This window comes from Rhodococcus sp. 14-1411-2a, assembly GCF_002259485.1.
Lineage (GTDB): Bacteria > Actinomycetota > Actinomycetes > Mycobacteriales > Mycobacteriaceae > Rhodococcoides.
This window is the reverse complement of sequence record NZ_NPGA01000011.1, coordinates 113,902-135,788: the sequence shown is the minus strand read 5'-3', so window position 1 is coordinate 135,788 and position 21,887 is coordinate 113,902. Positions and strand designations below refer to the sequence as shown.

Here is a 21,887-nt window from a genome sequence, read left to right as displayed (position 1 = left end):
GCTCTTCTCCTGCGGGCCGGTCGACGTGAAGTCTTGATCGCATGGTCTCGTATTCCGCAGTTCTCGGTGTGTTCGCAGTGGCTCTCGCGTTGGTTCTGACACCGGGGCCGAACATGATCTACCTTGTCTCGCGCAGTATTTCGCAGGGCAGACGGGCGGGACTGGTGTCGCTGGGCGGCGTCGCGATCGGATTCCTGATCTATCTGACGGCCACCAATCTCGGCCTGGCCGCGGTGTTCACGGCCGTGCCCGCGCTGTACACGGCGGTCAAGCTCGCCGGCGCGGCCTACCTCGCCTGGTTGGCGGTGCAGGCCGTGCGCGGGACGGTGTCGGCATTCGAACCGACCGAGCTGCAACAGGATTCGAACCGCCGGCTGTTCACGATGGGCTTGGCGACCAACCTGCTGAACCCGAAGATCGCGATCATGTACATTTCGGTCATCCCGCAGTTCGTCGACCCTGCGGCGGGACACATTCTGCTGCAGGGATTCACGCTCGGCGGGGTGCAGGTCGCCGTGGCCGTAGCGGTCAACCTGGCGATCGTGGTGCTCGCCGGATCGATCGCGCAGTTCCTCGCCGTTCGCCCGACGTGGCTGCGGGTGCAGCGCTACGTCATGGGCACGGTGCTCGGGCTCCTCGCGGTGCGAGTGGCGACCGATGGGGGCAAACCGGTCCCGGCGTGAGCTCTGTACGCGCGCCAGCCGCCGAATTCGGTGATGTCGGTTCCCGACTCGGCGGCGTCGTGCGCACAGCAGAATCCGGTGACCCAGCGGCCGTCGGACAATTCGACCGGACCCAGACCCATCGGTGACGGGAGCCCGGCGAGGAAGGTTCCGAGCGCGGCAGCGGACATGCGATAGAGCTCTCCGGAGATGGGTGCGCCGTCGCCAGCCCGCCGTATCAGGCCGGGCTTGGGCGGGGTGGTGTGCAGATCCACCAGCCGGTAGTCCGCCGTGGTCGTCACCTCGCCGCTGAATCGCGCACCGCGATCGGTCAACTGGTGATGCACCGGAAAACCGCGCAGATGTGCGCCGACGGCCAGTACCTCGATGCCGTCGTCGATCAACGACGGTGACTCGATTCCGCTCAACTGTGCCGCCAGGTCGATTGCGATCTGATCCTCGAACGCAGGTACGACGACCATGACCCCGAACGGAGTGCCATCCGGCGTCGGGGCTCCGGGAACGGCCACCGCGGCCATGTCGAGCAGGTTGCAGAAGTTGGTGAACGTACCCAGCCGCCGGTTGATGCTCATCGGATCCGACTGCACCGCAGCAATAGTGGGATGCTCGGTGGTGGTGGGTAACAGCAGGCCGTCGAACTCGCTGAGGAGTGTGCGGGCTGCTGTCTTCGCTCGCGCAAGGGTGTCGAGATCGTCCACGTATCGATGCGCGGACGGCCCTGCAGCCGATCGAACGATCGCGGCCACCGTGGGATCGGCACCGGCAGGCGCGGTGTCGAGGAACTCTCCGACGGCCGAATAGCGCTGCGCCACAATCGCTCCGTCGTACAGAAGTGTTGCAGCGTCGAGCAGCGCCGAGATGTCGACCTCGGCGTGGGACATGCCCTTGTCGGCCAGGCCGGCGACCGTCTCCTCGAATGCCCGACGGTACGCCGGGCTGAGCGACGTCAGATCCTCACCTCGTGGGACGGCGACACGGGGCTGCGGGGATGCGGCCAGTCGGACGTCGGCGGGCCAGGCCCGGCTGCGTGGATCGGTGGCGGTCGGGCCGGTCATGACTTTCATGGCCGCAGTGGCACTGTCGAGATCACGGGCGAGAACGGTGACGCAGTCGTAGTCGGCGCAGGCGGGAACGACACCGGTGTTCGGCACGATACCCAGTGAGGTCTTGATGCCCACGATTCCGTGGAAGGCTGCGGGTACTCGACCCGATCCTGCTGTGTCGGTGCCGATTCCGATGTCCGCGATGCCCAGTGCCACCGTGACGGCGGACCCGGAACTCGAGCCTCCCGAGACCAGCGTGGGATCCCAGGCGCACCGCACCGCGCCGTAGGGGCTGCGAGTGCCGACCAATCCGGTGGCGAACTGGTCGAGGTTGGTCTTGCCCAGTATCAGTGCGCCCTGGCTGGTCAGTCGCTCGATGGCGACGGCAGATGCCGAAGGGGTGTAGGCGAACTCGGGGCAGGCCGCGGTGGTGGGCAGCCCGGCCACGTCGATGTTGTCCTTGACCGCGACCAGTGTGCCCGCGAGCGGTAGATCGGCACCGGCCGCGAGTGCCTCCTCGAGGGCGACTGCCTCGGCCAGCACGTCGTTCTCGTCGCGCAGGGTGATCCAGACCTCGGGCCGATCCACCTCGGCGATCCGCTTGTAGGCCTGCAGAACTCGCTCTCGTACCTCAGGCTGCATCGGTCTTGCCCTTCGTCGTATCGAATTCGCCTGCTGCCGACCACGCGTCGCGCTCGGCACCGAAGGCAACGGCTTGCGTCGCGCGGAACTCGGCGATGGAGTCCGCGTTGGTCTCGAGGAAGTTCTCGTGCTCGGCCAGCGAGAATTCACCGTCGGTGATGTCCACTCCGCCGCCGCGGCCTGCTGCCAGATCTGCGCGCAGATCCATCAGTTCCTCGGGTTCGACCGAGTACCAGGAGATTCGGTCGAAGAACCGGAGCAACCACGGGGTGCCCTCCTCGAAGGGGCCGTCACTGTAGGCGGCGCTGTGGTTCCACACCTGCGTGGTTCGACCCACGAACTGGTATCCGCCGGGACCCTCCATGCCGTAAATGCATAGATATGCCCCACCGATGCCGACGGCGTTCTCCGGCGTCCAGGTTCGCGCCGGGTTGTACTTGGTTGTCACCAGGCGGTGTCGGGGGTCGAGTGGTGTCGCCACCGGAGCGCCCAGATACACGTCACCGAGTCCGAGCACCATGTAGTCGGCGGCGAAGACGGTGTCGAACACGTCTGCCACCGAGTCGAGTCCGTTCATGCGTCGGATGAACTCGATGTTCCAGGGGCACCACGGCGCGTCGGCGCGCACACCGTGCATGTACCGCTGGATCGCCTCGCGGGTCGAGGGGTCGTCCCACGAGAGCGGGAGCCGAACCCGGCGGCTGGGCACCACGAGCTCCGAGGCCGCGGGAAGATCGTCCTCGACCTCGGACAGCAGACCCATCAACGAATCGATCGACAGCACATCGGGATTCACCTTCACCTGCAACGAGCGGATGCCCGGGGTCAGGTCCACCAACCCGCGCGGGGCGAGTGCCTCGACGCGCTGGTGCAGGGCGTGGACTCGCGCACGCAGGGCCAGGTCGAGTTTCATGTCGCCGTACTCGACGAGGACGTTGTCGTCTCCCGAACGCCGGTAGGTGACGCACGTGTCGGCGTCGCGTCGAGCAATAACGCCGTCGTCCCCGTCGCCGCCTGCGGAGAACACTGCAGGCAGAGATGCGCGCCGGGCAAGACCGAGTGATCCCAGTGGGGCGGTGGCCGCGGCTCGCACCGGAACGAAGCGGATGGTGTCCCCGGGGCGGAGCTGGCCGAGCTTCCACCGCTCGGCGGCGACAACGGTGACGGGGCAGACGAATCCGCCCAGACTCGGGCCGTCCGGTCCTAGCAGAATCGGGGTGTCGCCGGTGAAGTCCAGTGCGCCGACGCTGTAGGCGTTGTCGTGAATGTTGGACGGGTGCAGTCCGGCTTCGCCGCCGTCGGTCCTGGCCCACTGCGGCTTCGGCCCGATGAGCCGGACCCCGGTGCGATCGGAGTTGAAGTGCACCTCGTAGCGGGTGGCGTAGAGGGTGTCGATGTCCTCGCGGGTGAAGAACTCCGGCGCGCCGTGGGGGCCCTCGGTGACGGCGATGTCCCAGCTCGATGTCAGCACCGGCAGGTGTTCCATCGGAATCGGACCGAGGATCTCGGAGTTGTCCGAGCGTCCGGCCAGGCCGATGACGTCGCCCTCACCGAGGGTGCCGCCACGATGTCCGCCGAACTTACCGAGAGTGAACGTTGCTGCGCTGCCGAGATAGTCGTCGACGTCGAGGCTGCCCTGGATCAGAACGTAGACCCGTAGCCCGTGCCCGGTGGTGGTGCCGACATCGAGGGTGGCGCCGGCGGGAACCAGCACCGGCTTCCACTGCGCGGCCGATCGGCCGTCGATGCGCACCGGTACCGCTGCGCCGGTGACGCAGACGTAGGTGTCGGCGTCGAACGTCAATGCCGGCCCGGCCATGGTGGATTCGAGGCCCGGGGCACCCTCGGCGTTGCCGAGCGCGACGTTGCCGAGCCGGAACGACAGGTCGTCCATCGGCCCCGACGGCGGTACGCCCACCTTCCAGTACCCGATGCGACCCGGCCAGTCCTGCACGGTGGTGATCATGCCGGGTCGCTGGACGGTCATCTTGGCGGCCGTACTGTTCACAGCGTTCATGCTCGACCGCCCGGCTCTCGCGTCACGATCATCCGCACCGCGGTGGGGTCGAATCCGTTGCAGGGGTTGTTGATCTGCGGGCAGTTGGACACCAGGACCAGCGTGTCGATCTCGGCACGCAAGGAAAGCTTCTTTCCGGGAGCCGACAGACCGTCGACGATGCCGAGCGTGCCGTCGGCGTCGACGGGGACGTTCATGAAGAAGTTGATGTTGGGCACCAGGTCCCGTTTGCCGAGTCCCCACTTGGATCCCTCGATGAGGAAGTTCTCGACGCACGCGTGCTGATGCTGGGTGTGGTGGCCGTAGCGCAGGGTGTTCGATTCCTTGGAGCACGCACCGCCGACGGTGTCGTGGTTGCCGACCTCGTCGTCGACGATCGTCATGATCGGAGTCGAATCATCGCTGCGCAGAACGGTTCCGGTGGTCAGGAACAAGTTCTGCTGTGCGGTGACGGTGGCGGGGGCGGAGTAACGGATCGAGTGATCGTGCGCGCCGTACATCAGGGTGTCGACGGCTTGATTGCCGTACAGATCGACGATCGTCAGTACGTCACCGGCTTCGACGACGGCGGACCACGGGCCGAATGCGGGGGCGATCTCGTCACGAACGATCGTGGTCTCGAGTGTTCCTGTGGTCATTGTGCTGCCTTCCATGCGTCCTCGGTGTTCTGCACTGCGCGCTGGTACTCGGGTTCGGTGTTGCCGAGAGCGAGCAGCTCTTCGGGTGCTCGCCACGCCAGCACGTCGAGGGCCGTTGTGGGGTACTCGGACCTCGGGTCGAGCGGGTGAGCGGTGTTGGCCAGCAACACGATCACCGGCAGGTGGATCAGCAGATCCACCGACTTCCCCGCTCCCGCCGAGCCGGTGCCGACCAGAGCCCCGTCGGCGTCGACTCTCACGCCGTGAAAGAAGGACAGGGACGGTGCGACGTCGCGTGGTTCCAGTCCGTGCTTTGCTGCGGCCAGAGTGAACAGTTCGCGGCCTGCGGGAGCCGACGAATGTGGTCCGCTGACTCCGTATTTCGCGGTGTTGGTAGCAGCGGAGGTGGTGCCGCACAGGGCGTCGTGGTGGCCGGAGGTGTCGTCGACGATGGTCGCCAGAACGCGCCCCTGATCCGAGAGCAGAGGATGGCCGGCACTCAGATACGCCTGCCACGGCACCTTGACGGTGTCGGCGGTGTTGAGTCGCTCCCACGGGGCGTCGGCGCGGTAGAGCAGCAGGTTGGCGCAGGCATCACCGTCGACGTCGACGAGGCGTAGCCGGGTTCCGCGAGCGAGGACCTTGGTGGTGTAGCTGCCGCCGGGGACCGATTCTGCCCAGGTGAGCTCCGAGATGCCCTCCGGTGCAGTGGGTGCCGGTGCGACCGTCGCCTGGGAGCGTGCGTGTTCCTTGGCGGAGTGGGTGGTTGCAGTTGCCGTGCTCATGCTGGTTCAGGCTCCGATCGTGACGGGCTTGGGGTGGGCTTTGCCGCGGGGTAGGCAGGCGATACCTACGACGATCACGGCCAGGACGGTCAGGGGTGCGGCCCAGCGCAGCAGTGGGAATTCGCCGGTGGGGTCGAAGATCTCGGCTCGCGGCCACGACAGGTTGACCACCATCAGGCCGCCGTAGAGAACGGCGGCGATGTTGACCGGCAGGCCGAGACGGCCGAGGGTGAAGAGCTTCTGGCCGTCGGAGTCGTGCTGCACGCCGCCGTGCGGCCAGCCCTTGAGTCGCTGGATCAGCAGCGGGACGGTGACCATCATGTACGCGAGGTAGATCAGCACGATGCAGACGCTGGAGAGCGTGGTGAAGATCGCGGAGTTGCCGACGTTGACGGCCAGGATCGCCACGCAGGCCAGACCGATCAGGACCGAGGGTGCGATGGGGGTTCCGGTGCGCGAGTTGACCTTCGCGAGAGCTGTCGAGGCGGGCAGTCGTCCGTCGCGGGCCATGGAGAACATCAGCCGTGATGCCGCGGTCTGGATGGCGAGGGTGCAGATGAACACCGCGATGGCGACGTCGACCAGCAGGACCTTGCCCCACGGCGAGGTGAGGATCGAGTCGATGACGTACGGAAGCCCCTGCGTCGCGAGCTGGCCGTCGGTGAGGCTCGGTGCGGCCATCAGTGCGCCGACGATCATCAGGCCACCGCCCAGTGCCGATGCCGACAGTGCGAGCCGGATGGTGCGCGGCGCGACGCGTCGGGGATTGCGGGTTTCCTCGGCGAGTTCGCCTGCCGAGCCGAAGCCGACCATGACGTAGGCCGCCATCAGGCCCGAGACGATCCAGGCACCGATGTATCCGGGATCGGCTCCGGCACTTCCGGTATCGAACACCACCTGTGGTCCGCGCTCGGCGTGGGTGAAGAACACCAGCACCAGCGCGATGACGCCGACGATCTCACAGGTGACGCCGATGCTGTTGATGCGCGACATCCAGTTCACGCCGATGCAGTTGATCGTGGTGGTGAGCACCAGCAGAATCGAGCCCAGCACAACGGCATTCGCGGCTCCGCTCGGCGAGGTGAGCGCGGTGTCCTCGCCGATCAGCTGGAATCCGCCCCAGATGCTGGGGAGAACGACCTGCAGTGCGATCGCGGCTGCGGAGGCGGTGACGATCTGCGCGATGATCATGAACCACCCGGCGAACCATCCGACCAGCTCACCGCCCATCCGCCTGGACCAGTGGTAGATCGCGCCCGAGATGGGATAGCGGGCAGCGAGTTCGGCAAAGTTCAGGGCCACCATGAACTGCCCGAGAAACACGAGCGGCCAGGTGAGGAAGAAGGCCGGGCCGCCGAAGCTGAAGCCGAGTCCGAAGAGCTGGAAGATGGTGGTGAGAATCGAGACGAACGAGAAGCCGGCGGCGAAGGACGCGTACTTGCCGAGGCTGCGGTGCAGCTGCTGGTCGTAGCCGAGGGAAGCCAGATCGGAATGGTCGGTGGTGGGCGAGGGTTCCGAACCCGAGCCCGGGGCCGGCAGTGTTGTCGAGCTCATGGAAGTCTCCTACGGGCGAGGTGGGTGGTGAGTGATCGCCCGCTGCATCGCCGAGGCGGGTTTCTGTCAGTTGATAGTTTTCGGCACCGCCGTTCCCTGGCGGTGTCCGTCGTGAAACAATGTCGTTTCGTCTATTTCGATCAGATGACAGAAATCTCACCGTCACGGAGACCTGACAAGATGCAGTCATGACCGGAGCAGGCAGGCCAAGGCTGAGCACCAAGAAGCGGCCGGGCGACACCGCTCGCGAGGAAATTCTCGACGCCTCGGCCGAGCTCTTCACCACTCGCGGATTCACCAATACCTCCACCCGCGTCATAGCCGACGCCGTCGGTCTACGTCAGGCCTCGCTCTATCACCACTTCGCCACCAAGGACGACATACTCGACGCGTTGCTCAGCGGCACGGTCGATGCGCCGCTGGCCGTCGCGCTGCGCATCCGGGACTCGTCGGCCGACGCGGCGACCCAGATGTACGCACTGGCCTACTTCGACGCCGGACAGCTCGGCGCGTCCACCTGGAATCTCGGCGCGCTCTATCTACTGCCCGAACTGCGCAGCGAGCGCTTCGAGACCTTCCGCGACCATCGGTACACGCTGATGAGCCTGTATGCGGCCATTGCGTCGGACACGTTGGTCCAGCTCGATTCCGAGCGCAGGCCGGGTACCGAGGACCTGCCGTTTCGGCTGGTGGAGACCGTGGTGAACGCGCGGGCCGATCGGGAGAACGGCCGCCAGGACGCGACGGCGGACGCGGCCGGAATCGCCGAGGCCGCTCTGCGAGTACTCGGCTGGACCGGGGATGTCACCGCGTTGCATCGGACTGCGGAGGCCCTGCTCGGGACGGTCGTCGGAATAGTCTTCGAGTCTCGGTCCTTGCATTCGACATGACATCGATAGCAATAGTCGGAGCAGGTGCAGGTCTCGGAGCAGCAGTCGCGCGCAAGTTCGGCGCGCAGGGCTTCTCGGTCGGCCTCATCTCCCGCAATCAGGCCCGTGTCGACGCTCTCGCCGATCAGCTCGCTGCCGACGGTATCTCCGCCAAGGGCTTCGTCGCCGACGTGCGCGATCCGGCCTCGATAGCGTCGGCGTTGGAACAGGTCACCGAGACACTCGGACCCATCGAGGTGCTGCAATACAGCCCGCTTCCGCAGAAGGACTTCATGCGGCCCGTGCTCGAGACCACCCCGGCCGACATGGTCGGGCCGGTCGAGTTCTCCATCTACGGACCGATCGCCGCCGTACACCAGGTGTTGCCGGGCATGCGGTTCCTCGGCGAGAACAAGGGCACGATTCTGTTCGTCAACGGCGGCTCTGCGGTCAAGCCCGGGCGTACGGTCACCGGCACCTCCATCGCGTTCGCAGGCCAGGCCGCATACGCGCAGCTGCTCAACGAGGAGTTGGCCGCCGAGGGAATCCAGTTGTCGCAGTTGATCATCGGTGGTGCCATCGACGGTAGCGATCCGAGGAAGAGCCCCGAGGCACTCGCCGAGCAGCTGTGGAGCCTGCACACCGAACGCGACAGGTTCCGGGTTCAGGTCGCCACGGACTGACTGTCTCCATGGACTGACTAGGGTTGCGTGCATGACATCGTTGCCCGACTGGGCTCAGGCCCTCGACCTCGCACCCCACCCCGAGGGTGGTTGGTTCCGCGAGACCTGGCGCAGCGAGGTCACCATCCCGCAGGAGCTCCTGCCCGACGGTTACCCCGGCCCGCGAGCGGCGGGCACGGCAATCCTGTTCCTGCTCATGCCCGGTCAGCAGTCGGCGTGGCACACCGTCCGCGGCACCGAGATGTGGCTGTACCACCGGGGTAGTCCGGTGCAACTCGATCTCGGTGGCGCAGGGGACGAGCCTGGGGCGGTGACCTCGCTACTGGTCGGGCCCGATTCGCCGCAGCAGATCGTGCCGCCGTCGGTGTGGCAGCGGGCGCGTCCGATGGGTAACGAACCGAGTCTGGTCAGCTGCACCGTCACCCCCGGTTTCGATTTCGAGGACTTCCGGCTCGAAGGCCAACGTGGGTAGGAAACGGGCGTCGGCACCGGTCGGCTCCCTCCAGCCCGGAGTGTTCGAAATCGATTCGGGCACCTGTAAATTGGTTCGTGACGCGTTCTCCGACGACGGGTGGGTCGTCAACGTCAACGACGTCCCGAGTTCGCACATCGACATGAACGACCCCACGGTGCTCGAGTTCGAGTACATGCGCTGGATCTCGGGCCTGGTTCGGTCGCAGTGGGATTCGAGCTTTCCGCTGCGGGCGCTGCACCTCGGGGGCGGGGCGTGCACCCTGGCGCGCTCGTTCACCGCGGAATATCCCGGGGCGCGTCAGGTGGTGGTGGAGCTCGACGGCAAGCTCTCGGAATTGGTACGCGAATGGTTCGACCTACCGCGGGCACCGCTGCTGCGCATCCGCGTCGGCGAAGCTCGGGCGGTCACCGAGACGCTCAGCGAGAACAGTCGCGACCTCATCGTGCGAGATGTGTTCGCGGGAGCGGTCACTCCTGCCCCGCTGCTCACGGCCGAGTTCACCGCCCATGTTCGACGCGTCCTCTCCCCCGGCGGCATGTACGTCGTCAATTGCGGTGACCGCCGGGATCTCTCGCTCGCGAAGCAGGAGGCGGCGACTCTTCGCAGTGTCTTTCCGCACCTCGCGATCGTCGCCGATCCGGCGATGCTCAAGGGCAGGCGCTACGGCAACATCATCATCGCCGGCAGCGATGTGCCGATCGGGGATTCGCCGTCGCTGGCTCGGGAGCTTCTCGGTGGCGCTGTTCCGGCGCACGTGTGGTTGACGGAGGAGGTCACAACTTTCGCACGTGATGCGAAGGTGTTGCGGGACTAGGGTGCTGGGGCATTCCCGGCAAGGTCTTTCGCCAGTCGCTCGGCGGCCGAGATCAGCAGGGGCACGAACTGCTCGGCCGATTCGAGGGTGACGCGCGCTGTGGGCCCGGCGATCGACATCGCCGTGAGGGTCGGGGCACCGAGTACCGGTACGGCGAAGCAGCGGACGCCCACTTCCTGCTCACCGTCGTCGATGGCATAGCCGCGTTCGCGGATCACTGCGAGGTCCTCGAGCAACGCGTCGAGCGTGGTGATGGTGTTGACGGTGCGGGGAGCCATGCCGAGGCGGCCGACGATCGCGCGGACGGCATCGTCGTCCAACTGCGAGAGCAGCGCCTTGCCGACGCCGGTGGAATGCGGCAACACGCGCTGACCCACCTCGTTGAACATCCGCATCGCGTGTTCGGACGGGACCTGCGCGACGTACACCGCCATGCCGTCCTCGAGAAACGCCATGTTCGACGTCTCGTGCGTGATCCGGACCAGTTCCGCCAGATACGGCTTGGCCCATCCGCCGATCAACTTCGAGGCGCTGTCGCCCAGACGAATGAGCTTGGTGCCCAGTGCGTATCGGCGGGACGGCAGCCGGCGGACGTAGCCGAGCGAGACGAGGGTTCCGATCAGACGGTGCACCGTCGGCATCGGCAGATCGGTACCCTCGGCCAGTTCGCTGATCCCGATGGATCCGCCCGAGGCAGCCATGATGTCGAGCAGTTCGAACGCACGCTCCACGGACTGCACCCCGCCACCTGCCGCCACAGTCCCACCTCGCATGTTCGTAGCTTCTACCGATCTCGATAGAACACTACTGGTGATGCCGCGTCGCCACCGGCGGTGCAGCGGTGACCACCGAGGGCGAGGGTTTCTGGCCGATCGTGACGACGTTGAAGGCGATGTTCAGTACGACGGCGACGATGCTCGCGGCGCTGATGCCGGAGTCGAGCACCACGTGGACCCAGTCCGGGAACGCCGCGTAGAAGCCCGGCACCGCGATGGGGATGAGGCCGAAGCCGATGGCCACCGCCACGATGACGAGGTTCAGGTTGCCGTCGAACTCCACCTTGGACAGCGTCCGGATGCCGCTGGCCGCCACCGAGCCGAACAGCACGATGCCCGCACCGCCGAGTACCGGCAGCGGCACCGAGGCGACCACCAATCCGAGGACGGGGAAGAGCCCGAGGAACAGCAGTACCGAGCCGCCGGCCGCGACGACGTAGCGACTCTTGATTCCGGTGACCGCCACCAGACCGACGTTCTGGGCGAACGCACTGGCCGGGAAGGTGCCGAACACGGGCGCGATGGTGGTGGCGACCATGTCCGCTCGCAGTCCGTCGCCGACGCGTCGAGCATCGACATCGGTGCCGACGATCTCGCCGACGGCCAGGATGTCCGCGGTGGTCTCGGTCATGATGACGAGGATGACCACCACCATCGACAGGATCGCCGCGATCTGGAAGGTCGGGGCTCCGAACGCGAACGGCTCGGGGAGGCTGAAGATGGCACCGTCGCCCACACCGGAGAAGTCGGCCTTGCCGACGAGGACTGCGAACACCGTGCCGACGATGATGCCGATGAGGATCGACAGGCGCGAGAGCGTGCCCTGCACCAGCCTGCTCACCAGCAGCACCACCACGAGGCTGAAGGCCGCGAGCCCGATGTTGGACATCGAGCCCCAGTCGGCGGCCTGCTGATCACCGCCCATCGCCCACCGAACCGCAACGGGCAGTAGCGATATACCGATGACGGTGATGATCGTGCCGGTCACCACCGGTGGGAAGAATCGCACGATCTTGCTGAAGAACGGGGTGATCAGGATCCCGATGGCACCGGCCGCGATGATGGCACCGAACACCGAGTTCAAGCCACCCGGCCCGCTCGCGATGGCCACCATCGTCGACACCGATGCGAACGAAATACCCTGCACCAGCGGCAACTTCGCCCCGAAATAAGGCACTCCCAGGGTTTGCAGCAAGGTGGCCGCTCCGCTGACGAACAACGCGGCCGAGACCAGCAGCGCGATCTCGGTACCGGTCAGTCCCGCTGCGCCGCCCACGATCAGGGGCGGTGCGATGACTCCGCCGTACATCGTCAGGATGTGCTGCAATCCATAGACGTACGACCTGCCGATCGACAATCGCTCGTCCTCGGGACGGGCGGGGTCATGCGGCGCACGGTTGTTGTTCGGCTTGCGCTTCGTCAGCTTCATGTTGCCTCGCTCCTAGCAGAATCCGGGCACGGTATCCCAGGCGCGGCCCGCGTCCGGGGCATCGTCGCGTTCCACCGTGGCCTCGATCAGGCCGTAGGGACGATCCGCGACGTAGAAGACCTCACCGGGGTTGTCGAGTCCGAACGGCTCGAGATCGACGAGGAAGTGATGGATGTTGGGCATGGAGAACTTGATCTCACCGATCTCCGGGTGGGCTTCGAGAACCTGCTTACCCATCTGGAACAGGCTCTGCTGCAACGCAAGAGAGTGAGTGGACGCGAAGGCGTCGAGCATGATGGAACGGACGTCGTCGAAGGTCTTGTCGAAGTCCAGCTCGGTGGTGAGGTACCGCCAGCGGGCGCTGACCGACGTGGCCAGGATGCGGTCCGTGGTCTCCTTCAGTGTGGTGTACCGGTCCTTCGGGTAGCCCCAGAATTCCGACGCCGTCGAATTGAGCACCACGAGGTCGCTGATGCCCGAGACGATGGAGATGTCTTCTCCGTCGATCGTGACGATCGTGTTCCGCTTCTCGTCGCCGGCCTTGACGAACGAGTGGTCGTAGCCTTCCTGGCCGGGTCGTTCCGCAGGCTCCACTCCTGCACTTCCGTTCGGGATCCGCGACCAGGAGTACTGCTCGATTTCCCAGCGGCCACCGGTGATCCAGTCGAAGTTGCCGGTGAAGTGCTTTCCGAGCCGGAGCGCGAAGTTCTCGATCGCGCCGATGCCGTCCCGCGCGAAGGCGTACACGGTGTTCTTCTGGGTGTCGGTCGCGACGACGTGGGCGTTGTCACCCTCGGTGTGGACGGCCTCGAGGTCCCCGCGCAGCTGCGAGGTGACGCTGACGTCGGTGATGCGGTGGCGAGGAGTCTCGCGGTCGATGCGGACGAGTCTGCATTCGGCTTTGCCGTACTGGTTTGTTCCGAGCACGATGGTCATGGGTTCTAGCTCCCTCGATAGGTGGTGAAAGCGAACGGGCTCAACAGAAGTGGGATGTGGTAGTGCTGGTCTGGTGCAGTGATCTCGAAGGCGACGACGACCTCCGGGTGGAAGCATTCGGTGTGTTGGGACGCGAAGTACGCACCGGTTGCGAAGGTGAGGCGGTAGATGCCCGGTTCGAGTTCGGTGGGACCGAGCGACGAGACCCGGCCCTGCTCATCGGTGATTGCGTCGGCGACCGGGGTGCCGTGGTGATCGGCAAGCACGATCGAGACACCCTGTGCGGGAACGCCTCTTGCCGCATCGAGCACGTGAGCGGTCACCTGACTTTTCGCGTCAGGCATTGCCGAGACTTCCTGTCGCACGAAACTCGGCGATCTCCCGCAGCTCGTGTTCGACGACGGCGGCCTCGGTCTCGGGGTCGTTGCCGAGCCTGCTGTGCAGAGCATCGAGAACTGCGTGAGCATCCCGGCCGGCGGCCCTGATCAGAAACACCTGCCCGAACCGCCTCTCGTAGGCCACGTTTCCCGCTCTCAGGCGTTGTTCGACGCTGGCGTCGGAGATGTCGACGCCGGATTGCTCGGTACTCGCGTGCCGAGCGCTGGCATCGTCTCCGTCGGGTCTCTCGCCGATGCGCGGGTGCACGGCGAGTGCACGGTGCACTTCCTCGGCTGTCAGTGGTGCCGCAGCGCGATGGATGGCGTGGCGCAGGGCCTGCACGTCGGTGAACGGCCGGGCGCTCAGAACTTCCCGAACCCAGCGAGGTACGTCGAGGCACAGCGAGAGTGTGCGTGCCGCGTCGGCCTCGGAGGCCGTGTTCAAGTCGACGACTGTATCCGATTCCGCAATACGAAATGTTGATTCCACCAAGTGAGCGTGACACCGATCACATGCAGTGTCAAGGGTCGATCTCGAGGCATCCACGTCGATCCGTTCGGCGTTGCTGCACTGCGCTATTGGGCACTTCGGTCGCGCGGTCCGTGCACTCGGGTCTTGACAGATCCACGTGGCGCACGCCACACTCGGTTCATCAAACGGAATACATATTCCACAATACGGACTTTGAGTCCGACCCTTCGAGCCCGAGAGGAACGACTTCATGACGGAGCTCTTCTGCAACGGTGGTGCGATGCGTGGCGGCAGCCTGCACCACAACGTCTCGTCCCACCCGTTCGTGGGGACAGTGCGCACCACCCCGAACTACCGCTTCTTCTCGGTGCGTGACGAGTTCCCGGCACTGTTGCTCGACCACACTGCCGGCGCGGCCATCGAAGGCGAGCTGTACGACATTCCGCTCGACGACATCCGGACGGCGTTCCTGCCGGACGAACCGCCGGAGCTCGAGCTCACCGTGGTGGCGCTCGAGGATGGGCGCTCGGTCCTTGGCGTCGGCCTGCGCCCCGGGGTGCTCGATGCGCAACCGGACGAGCTGACCGACATCACCTACGCAGGCAGCTGGCGTAGATACCGCGGACTGCCGCAACCTCAGAACTGAAAGGCACTGTGCATGAATATCTTTGCTGATTCTCGACTCCGATACACCGTCAACTGTTCCATCCTCTTCACCGACGTGCCTCTGCTCGATCGACCGCAGCGCGCGCGAGATGCCGGATTCGACGCCGTCGAATTCTGGTGGCCGTTCGGGGGCCCGGTGCCCTCGGACGCCGATGTCACCGCATTCGTGTCCGCCATTCGCGATGCCGGGGTACAGCTGACCGGGCTGAACTTCGCGGCCGGCGACATGCCTGCAGGCGATCGTGGGATTCTGTCCGATCCAGCGCAGGTGCAGGCCTTCCGAGACAACATCGCCGCCACCGTCGGCATCGGCGAACAACTCGGCACCACAGCGTTCAACGCCCTGTACGGAAACCGCATCGACGGCGTCGATCCGCTCGACCAGGACGAGGTCGCGATCGAGAACTTGGCCGCCGCCGGGAAGGCCGCAGCCAGCATCGGCGCCGTCGTGCTGGTGGAACCCGTCAGCGGCGCGCCCGCCTACCCGATCAAGTCCGCTGCCGGTGCCGTCGCCACCATCCGACGCGTCGCGCGTGAACAGGACGTACACAACCTGCGTCTGCTTGCCGACCTGTACCACCTCGCCGTCAACGGAGACGACGTGCCCGCAGCGCTCGATGCCCACCACGATCTGATCGGGCACGTTCAGATCGCCGACTCACCGGGCCGCGGAGAACCGGGTACCGGCTCACTCGACCTAGGCGGACAACTCGCCGGCCTTGCCGCACGGGGTTACGACGGCTACGTCGGACTCGAATACAAAGCCACCCAGCCGGACCCGTTCGCGTGGCTCGAACTGGCCACCACTACCAAGTAGGGATTTCTCATGAGCACCATTGCATTCATCGGCCTCGGAATCATGGGCAGTCCCATGTCCGTTCATCTCGCCAAGGCGGGCCATCAGGTGGTCGGCTACAACCTGACCCCCGATCGCACCGGTCCTTTGGTCGAGGCAGGCGGCACCGCAGCCGATTCCATCGCCAAGGCCGTTCATGACGCAGACGTCATCGCGATCATGGTCCCCGATTCTCCGGATGTGCAGGAGGTTCTCGCCGGTGAGGGCGGGGTGTTCGACAATGCTCGACGCGACGCGCTGATCATCGACTTCTCCAGCATCCGTCCCGACGTCACTGCCACGTTGGCTGCTGACGCGATCTCACGCGGCTTCCGTATCCTCGATGCCCCGGTCTCCGGTGGCCAGGCCGGTGCCGAGAACGCGACGCTGTCGATCATGGTCGGTGGCAGCGCAGACGACTTCGCAACGGCCAAGCCGATTCTCGACGTCGTGGGCAAGACCGTCGCGCACGTGGGCCCCAGTGGCTCCGGGCAGACGGTCAAGGCAGCCAACCAGCTGATCGTGGCCGGTAACATTCAGGTGCTGGCCGAGGCGATCGCGTTCCTCGAGGCCTACGGCGTCGATCTGGCAGCGTCGGTCGAGGTTCTCGGCGGAGGCCTCGCCGGTTCGGCCGTGCTCAACCAGAAGGCGCAGAAGATGCTGGACCGCTCGTTCGAGCCCGGCTTCCGCATCGATCTGCACCACAAGGACCTGGGCATCGTCACCTCCGCTGCACGTGAAGCGGGCGTCGTGATCCCCATGGGCGCCGTGCTGGCGCAGCTGATGGCCTCCGCCCGCGCCAACGGCGATGGCGGCCTGGATCATTCGGCGCTGTACCGCGGTGTCGCTCGGCTCTCGGGCTCCCCGATCTCGAGCAAGGGCAACTGACATGGCCAAGATGCGCGCGGCCGACGCCGCAGTGAAGATCCTCGAACTCGAAGGTGCAACAACGGCATTCGGTCTGCCCGGTGCCGCGATCAATCCGTTCTACGCGGCGATGCGCAACCACGGGGGCATCCGCCACGTGCTGGCCCGTCACGTCGAGGGTGCCTCGCACATGGCCGAGGGTTTCACCCGGGCTGCTCCGGGCAACATCGGCATCTGTATCGGAACCTCCGGCCCGGCCGGAACCGACATGATCACCGGGCTGTATTCGGCCATGGCGGACTCGATTCCGATCCTCGCCATCACCGGCCAGGCCCCGGTCGCGCGGCTGCACAAGGAAGACTTCCAGGCTGTCGACATCGCGTCGATCGCCGCACCGGTGACCAAGATGGCGATGACCGTGCTCGAACCGGCCCAGGTTCCCGGTGCGTTCGCGCAGGCATTCCACCTGATGCGCTCAGGACGGCCAGGCCCGGTGCTGATCGACCTGCCCATCGACGTGCAGCTGGCCGAGATCGACTTCGATCCCGACACCTACCAGTCTCTTCCGGTGCACAAGCCCGTCGCCTCGCGCGCTCAGGCCGAGAAGGCCATCGACATGCTCCTGGCTGCGGAGCGCCCGTTGATCGTGGCCGGCGGCGGAATCATCAACGCCGACGCCTCCGACTTGCTCGTTCAGCTCGCCGAGATTCTCGACGTGCCGGTCATCCCGACCCTGATGGGCTGGGGCACCATCCCCGACGATCACCGTCTCGCCGCTGGCATGGTCGGCTTGCAGACCGCGCACCGCTACGGCAACGCGACGATGTTGGCCTCGGACTTCGTACTCGGCATCGGAAACCGTTGGGCCAACCGGCATACCGGCGGTCTGGAGACCTACCGCAAGGGACGCAAGTTCGTCCACGTCGACATCGAGCCGACCCAGATCGGACGTGTCTTCGCACCCGACTACGGCATCATCTCCGACGCCAAGGCGGCCCTCGAGCAGTTCGTCGCCGTCGCCGAGGAGCGCCGGGCGGCAGGCACGCTGCGTGATCTGTCGGGCTGGGTGGAGGACTGCGCGACGCGCAAGCGCACGATGCATCGGCGCACGCACTTCGACAACGTGCCGATCAAGCCGCAGCGCGTGTACGAGGAGATGAACAAGGTCTTCGACCGCGACACCCGCTACATCAGCACCATCGGACTTTCGCAGATCGCGGGCGGGCAGTTCCTGCACGTCTACTCTCCCCGCAACTGGATCAACTGCGGTCAGGCCGGCCCGCTGGGCTGGACCATTCCCGCGGCACTGGGAGCGGTGGCTGCCGATCCGACGGCGAATGTCGTTGCACTGTCCGGTGATTACGACTTCCAGTTCATGATCGAGGAGTTGGCCGTCGGTGCGCAGTTCAACCTGCCGTACGTGCACGTGGTGGTGAACAACTCGTACCTCGGGCTGATTCGGCAGGCGCAGCGCGCCTTCGACATGGACTTCTGCGTGCAGCTGGGATTCGACAACATCAACCATCAGGAGACCTTGGACGCTCAGCCCGGTATCCCCAAGGGCTACGGCGTCGACCACGTTCAAGTGGCAGAAGGGCTGGGCTGCAAAGCGCTTCGAGTCACCGAGCCCGACCTCATCGGCGAGACGTTGGTGCGGGCCAGGACGTTGGCGTCCGAGCACAAGGTTCCCGTTGTGGTGGAGATCATTCTCGAGCGGGTCACGAACATCTCGATGGGCACCGAAATCGACAACGTCGGCGAGTTCGAGGAGCTGGCCAACACATCGGCCGATGCCCCCACTGCGCTGCTCCTGCTGGACTAGAGATGACGCGGATTCTGCTCGCTCCCGACAAGTTCAAGGGTTCGCTGTCGGCGGCGGAGGTCGCGCAGGCGGTGGCCGAGGGGATGCTCTCGGTCGACTCGTCGCTCGAAACGGTGTGCCTACCCGTCGCCGACGGCGGTGACGGCACCGTCGATGCTGCCGTCACCGCCGGGTGGGATCGAGTGGCAGTGACCTGCACAGGACCGACCGGTGAGCCGGTCGATACGTCGTATGCCCGTCGTGGTGATACGGCGGTCGTCGAGTTGGCCTCGGCGGTAGGGCTCGAGCTGCTGCCGAATGGACAGCCGGCTGCGCTGGGAGCCAGCACGTTCGGTCTCGGTACCGTCATCGGGCACGCTCTGGAGGCAGGTGCGCGGCGTCTCGTCGTCGGACTCGGGGGCAGCGCATCCACCGACGGCGGCGCCGGAATGCTCAGCGCGCTGGGTGCCCGCATCCTCGATGCCGACGGCAACGACGTCGCGCTCGGCGGCGGTCCGCTGCGGGGTGCAGTCCAACTCGACCTGAGCGGCCTGTTGCCGTCGGCCCGGAATGCGGTGTTCGAGCTGGCCTGCGACGTCGACAATCCGTTGCTCGGTGTCACCGGAGCCGCGGCTGTCTACGGCCCACAGAAGGGTGCAGGACCGCAGGAGTTGCTGTATCTGGAACACGGGATGCGCCAGTGGGCGCATCTGGTACGCAACGCAATCGGCCGCGACATGAGCGGTCTCGCCGGCACCGGGGCGGCCGGCGGAACCGCCTTCGGTGCCATGGCTGTACTCGGTGCTGCGGCCAAGCCGGGGATCGACACCGTGCTCGAGCTGATCGACTTCGGCAGCGCTCTGGCGTCGGCCGACCTTGTCGTCACCGGTGAGGGTTCGCTGGACGAGCAGAGCCTGCACGGCAAGGCACCGATCGGAGTCGCCCATGCAGCGCGCGCGGCGGGGGTCCCGGTGATCACCGTGGCGGGACGCAGCATCGTCGGCTTGGATCGATTGCGCCCCTACGGAATCACCGCCTCCTATTCGCTGACCGACCTGGAGCCGGACCCGCAGATCTCCATGCGTGACGCGGCTCGGTTGTTGCACGAGGTAGGTCGAACGTTGGCCACCACACACATTTTGGAAGGAACTTCATGACCGGAACCGATTTCACCACGCTGACCGACCTTGCCTCTCGGGCGCTCGGCGGCAGCGTCTCCGCAGCGAACGACGAGCTGTTCGCCCAGCGCGAGAACCTGATCAAGCCGGACGCTCCGCTGTTCGATCCCGCGGACTTCGGACACAAGGGAAAGGTGTACGACGGCTGGGAGACTCGGCGTCGCCGTGACGAGGGTGGCCACGACTGGGCGATCGTGCGACTTGGAGCCCCCGGCATCGTGCACGGCGTCGTGGTCGACACGGCTCACTTCACTGGCAACTACCCGCCGTTCGTCTCCGTCGAGGCGGCGTCGATCGAGGGCTATCCGTCCATCGAGGATGTGCAGAATGCGGAATGGCACAGCATCGTCGACAAGTCTCCCGCAGCCGGTGACACTGCGAACATGTATGCGGTGGACGATCGGCACCGGTGGACGCATGTGCGTCTGTCGATCTACCCCGACGGCGGCGTTGCCCGGTTCCGTGTGCACGGCCAGGTGGTTCAGGATCCGCGGTTCCTCGCCGGCACCGTCGATCTGCTGGCCGCCGATAACGGAGCTCGGCTGATCGACTGCTCCGACGCGTTCTACTCCTCCCCGGCCAACATCATCCTGCCCGGGCGGGCTCGCAACATGGGCGAGGGTTGGGAAAACTCGCGACGACGTCACGGCGGCAACGACTTCGCGGTCTTCGCCCTCGCTTCACCCGGTGCTCCGCGACACGTGGAGGTCGACACCAGCTACTACGTCGGAAACGCGCCGGGGTGGATTCGACTCAGCGCCATCGATTCTCGTCGCCGACACATCACGGACCCGACCGCATGGAGCGAGATTCTGCCCCGTACCGCCGTTCAGCCGGACACGCGTCATCGCTTCCTGCTGAACGAGGCCGATGCGTACACGCACCTGCGACTGGACGTGTACCCCGACGGCGGCCTGTCCCGATTGAGATTGTTCGGTGAACTCGACGCCGAGGCTCTCGATGCGGCTGATGTTGCATGGAAGTCGTCCGAGCTTCAGAGCGCCTCCAGTGCAATCTGATTCGATCGATCTGGTCGTTCGCGCTTCGCGGGCGGTGATCGGCGGACGGGAGGTCGCCGCTTCGGTCTCGGTGGTGGACGGCCGGATCGTGGCGATCGACTCCTATGATGCCGGTGGTGCGGTGCTCGCCGGCACCGTGGTCGAGCTCGGCTCGCACGAGGTGTTGCTGCCGGGTTTGGTGGACACGCATGTTCACGTCAACGAGCCGGGGCGCACCGAGTGGGAAGGGTTCGCCAGCGCCACCCGGGCTGCCGCGGCTGGTGGCATCACCACCATCGTCGACATGCCGCTCAACAGCATCCCGCCGACGGTGGACGTTGCGGCGTTGGAGATCAAGCGGCGGGTGGCAGCGGATCAGTCGGTCGTGAACGTCGGGTTCTGGGGCGGTGCCGTGCCGGGGAACGTCGATCAGCTGCGGCCACTGCACGATGCGGGTGTTTTCGGCTTCAAGTGCTTCCTGCTGGCGTCGGGCGTGGACGAGTTTCCGCCGCTGACGATTCCGGAGCTCGAGAAGGCTCTGATCGAGATTGCATCGTTCGACGGGCTGATGATCGTCCACGCCGAGAACGCCGAGGTGATCGCCGAGGCACCGTCCGCGGCGGGCCGTGAGTACTCGGGATTCTTGGAATCGCGTCCACGTGCGGCCGAGAATCGGGCCATCGAGCAGGTGATCGAGCTGTCTCGGCGGACGGGGTGTCGGGTGCACATTCTGCATCTGTCGAGCGCCGATGCGTTGCCGATGATTGCGGCGGCCAAGCGCGACGGTGTGCGGGTGACCGTCGAAACCTGTCCGCACTACCTGTGTTTCGACGCCGAGGCCGTGCCGGCTGGGGCGACCCAGTTCAAGTGCTGCCCGCCGATCCGCGAGGCCGGCAACCGCGAGTTGTTGTGGCAGGGTCTGTCCGACGGCACGATCGACACCATTGTCACCGATCACTCGCCCTGTACGCCCGACCTGAAGCGGTTCGACACCGGAGACTTCGGCGATGCGTGGGGTGGGATTGCGTCGCTGCAGGTGTCACTTGCAGCGGTGTGGACCGAGGCGCGTTCTCGCGGCTTCGCACTGACCGACATCGTGCGATGGATGGCCACCAACACGGCCGATCAGGTGGGTATGGCAGATCGTGGACGCATCGAGATCGGTTGTGCTGCAGATCTCGTGGTCTTCGCTCCGGATGAGAAGTTCACCGTCGACGTCGCGCAGCTGTACCACCGTAACCCGGTGACTGCGTACGACCGGGTGGGCTTGTCGGGTGTGGTGCGACGGTCATGGATCGCGGGCTCGGAGTCGTCGACCGGACAGTTGTTGCGGCGTCAGCGCTGACCTT

General features: G+C 65.9%; 22 protein-coding genes. 12 read left to right on the top strand and 10 right to left on the bottom strand.

Going from position 1 to position 21,887, the window contains the following annotated elements; all coding sequences use genetic code 11:
• Positions 1–41: 41 nt before the first annotated feature.
• On the top strand, positions 42–683 hold the full coding sequence (locus CH291_RS08990) for a LysE family translocator (protein WP_094687253.1): 642 nt from the start codon (positions 42–44) through the stop codon (positions 681–683).
• Here CH291_RS08990 and atzF read toward each other — a convergent pair.
• Genes atzF through CH291_RS08965 form a run of 5 tightly spaced genes read right to left on the bottom strand, consistent with a single transcriptional unit; the run spans position 608 to position 7,362 of the window.
• A complete protein-coding gene (gene atzF / locus CH291_RS08985) occupies positions 608–2,368 on the bottom strand; it encodes an allophanate hydrolase (protein WP_094687252.1) in 1,761 nt (586 codons plus the stop codon). The genes CH291_RS08990 and atzF overlap by 76 nt on opposite strands.
• Positions 2,358–4,385 (bottom strand): 5-oxoprolinase/urea amidolyase family protein, encoded by a 2,028-nt coding sequence (locus CH291_RS08980; RefSeq protein WP_094687251.1) that lies wholly within the window; start codon positions 4,383–4,385, stop codon positions 2,358–2,360. The genes atzF and CH291_RS08980 overlap by 11 nt, the downstream gene beginning before the upstream one ends.
• The gene (locus tag CH291_RS08975) at positions 4,382–5,023 is read right to left on the bottom strand and encodes an urea amidolyase associated protein UAAP2 (protein WP_068049469.1); all 642 of its coding nucleotides are present in this window, start codon (positions 5,021–5,023) and stop codon (positions 4,382–4,384) included. The genes CH291_RS08980 and CH291_RS08975 overlap by 4 nt, the downstream gene beginning before the upstream one ends.
• A complete protein-coding gene (locus CH291_RS08970) occupies positions 5,020–5,808 on the bottom strand; it encodes an urea amidolyase associated protein UAAP1 (protein ID WP_094687250.1) in 789 nt (262 codons plus the stop codon). Before CH291_RS08970 ends, CH291_RS08975 begins: the two co-directional genes overlap by 4 nt.
• A 6-nt stretch (positions 5,809–5,814) precedes the next feature.
• Positions 5,815–7,362, bottom strand: coding sequence for an amino acid permease (locus CH291_RS08965; RefSeq protein WP_068049473.1), 1,548 nt, complete (start codon positions 7,360–7,362; stop codon positions 5,815–5,817).
• A 188-nt stretch (positions 7,363–7,550) separates the two neighbouring features.
• On the opposite strand from CH291_RS08965, the gene CH291_RS08960 reads away from it, so the two are divergent.
• Genes CH291_RS08960 through CH291_RS08945 form a run of 4 tightly spaced genes read left to right on the top strand, consistent with a single transcriptional unit; the run spans position 7,551 to position 10,203 of the window.
• Positions 7,551–8,252: a TetR/AcrR family transcriptional regulator gene (locus CH291_RS08960; protein WP_094638297.1), complete on the top strand. Its 702-nt coding sequence runs from the start codon at positions 7,551–7,553 to the stop codon at positions 8,250–8,252.
• Complete coding sequence (locus tag CH291_RS08955) at positions 8,249–8,914, top strand: SDR family NAD(P)-dependent oxidoreductase (protein WP_094687249.1); 666 nt, start codon at positions 8,249–8,251, stop codon at positions 8,912–8,914. The genes CH291_RS08960 and CH291_RS08955 overlap by 4 nt, the downstream gene beginning before the upstream one ends.
• Before the next feature lie 31 nt (positions 8,915–8,945).
• A complete protein-coding gene (locus tag CH291_RS08950; protein ID WP_094687248.1) occupies positions 8,946–9,386 on the top strand; it encodes a cupin domain-containing protein in 441 nt (146 codons plus the stop codon).
• The gene (locus CH291_RS08945; protein WP_094687247.1) at positions 9,379–10,203 is read left to right on the top strand and encodes a spermidine synthase; all 825 of its coding nucleotides are present in this window, start codon (positions 9,379–9,381) and stop codon (positions 10,201–10,203) included. Before CH291_RS08950 ends, CH291_RS08945 begins: the two co-directional genes overlap by 8 nt.
• On the opposite strand, the gene CH291_RS08940 is transcribed toward CH291_RS08945, so the two are convergent.
• From CH291_RS08940 to uraD, 5 genes are read right to left on the bottom strand one after another with little or no spacing between them, the layout of a single operon-like run.
• A complete protein-coding gene (locus tag CH291_RS08940) occupies positions 10,200–10,976 on the bottom strand; it encodes an IclR family transcriptional regulator (RefSeq protein WP_179276490.1) in 777 nt (258 codons plus the stop codon). The genes CH291_RS08945 and CH291_RS08940 overlap by 4 nt on opposite strands.
• A gap of 31 nt (positions 10,977–11,007) precedes the next feature.
• A complete protein-coding gene (locus tag CH291_RS08935) occupies positions 11,008–12,408 on the bottom strand; it encodes a nucleobase:cation symporter-2 family protein (protein WP_094687245.1) in 1,401 nt (466 codons plus the stop codon).
• Between the two features lie 12 nt (positions 12,409–12,420).
• On the bottom strand, positions 12,421–13,344 hold the full coding sequence (gene pucL, locus CH291_RS08930; RefSeq protein ID WP_094668593.1) for a factor-independent urate hydroxylase: 924 nt from the start codon (positions 13,342–13,344) through the stop codon (positions 12,421–12,423).
• Positions 13,345–13,349: 5 nt separating this feature from the next.
• The gene (uraH, locus tag CH291_RS08925) at positions 13,350–13,688 is read right to left on the bottom strand and encodes a hydroxyisourate hydrolase (RefSeq protein WP_068049484.1); all 339 of its coding nucleotides are present in this window, start codon (positions 13,686–13,688) and stop codon (positions 13,350–13,352) included.
• Entirely contained in the window at positions 13,681–14,166 is a 486-nt protein-coding gene (uraD, locus tag CH291_RS27140) for a 2-oxo-4-hydroxy-4-carboxy-5-ureidoimidazoline decarboxylase (RefSeq protein ID WP_255183206.1), read from the bottom strand. The genes uraH and uraD overlap by 8 nt, the downstream gene beginning before the upstream one ends.
• Positions 14,167–14,443: 277 nt before the next feature.
• On the opposite strand from uraD, the gene CH291_RS08915 reads away from it, so the two are divergent.
• From CH291_RS08915 to allB, 7 genes are read left to right on the top strand one after another with little or no spacing between them, the layout of a single operon-like run.
• On the top strand, positions 14,444–14,839 hold the full coding sequence (locus tag CH291_RS08915) for an allophanate hydrolase-related protein (protein ID WP_032385160.1): 396 nt from the start codon (positions 14,444–14,446) through the stop codon (positions 14,837–14,839).
• 12 nt (positions 14,840–14,851) lie between these two features.
• The gene (locus CH291_RS08910; protein ID WP_094687243.1) at positions 14,852–15,676 is read left to right on the top strand and encodes a hydroxypyruvate isomerase family protein; all 825 of its coding nucleotides are present in this window, start codon (positions 14,852–14,854) and stop codon (positions 15,674–15,676) included.
• A gap of 9 nt (positions 15,677–15,685) precedes the next feature.
• The gene (locus CH291_RS08905; RefSeq protein ID WP_094687242.1) at positions 15,686–16,582 is read left to right on the top strand and encodes a 2-hydroxy-3-oxopropionate reductase; all 897 of its coding nucleotides are present in this window, start codon (positions 15,686–15,688) and stop codon (positions 16,580–16,582) included.
• A gap of 1 nt (position 16,583) precedes the next feature.
• The gene (gene gcl, locus CH291_RS08900; protein WP_094687241.1) at positions 16,584–18,383 is read left to right on the top strand and encodes a glyoxylate carboligase; all 1,800 of its coding nucleotides are present in this window, start codon (positions 16,584–16,586) and stop codon (positions 18,381–18,383) included.
• A gap of 2 nt (positions 18,384–18,385) precedes the next feature.
• The gene (locus tag CH291_RS08895; protein WP_094687240.1) at positions 18,386–19,519 is read left to right on the top strand and encodes a glycerate kinase; all 1,134 of its coding nucleotides are present in this window, start codon (positions 18,386–18,388) and stop codon (positions 19,517–19,519) included.
• A complete protein-coding gene (alc, locus tag CH291_RS08890; RefSeq protein WP_094687239.1) occupies positions 19,516–20,559 on the top strand; it encodes an allantoicase in 1,044 nt (347 codons plus the stop codon). The genes CH291_RS08895 and alc overlap by 4 nt, the downstream gene beginning before the upstream one ends.
• On the top strand, positions 20,510–21,883 hold the full coding sequence (gene allB, locus CH291_RS08885) for an allantoinase AllB (protein WP_094687312.1): 1,374 nt from the start codon (positions 20,510–20,512) through the stop codon (positions 21,881–21,883). The genes alc and allB overlap by 50 nt, the downstream gene beginning before the upstream one ends.
• The last annotated feature ends 4 nt before the right edge of the window (positions 21,884–21,887 follow it).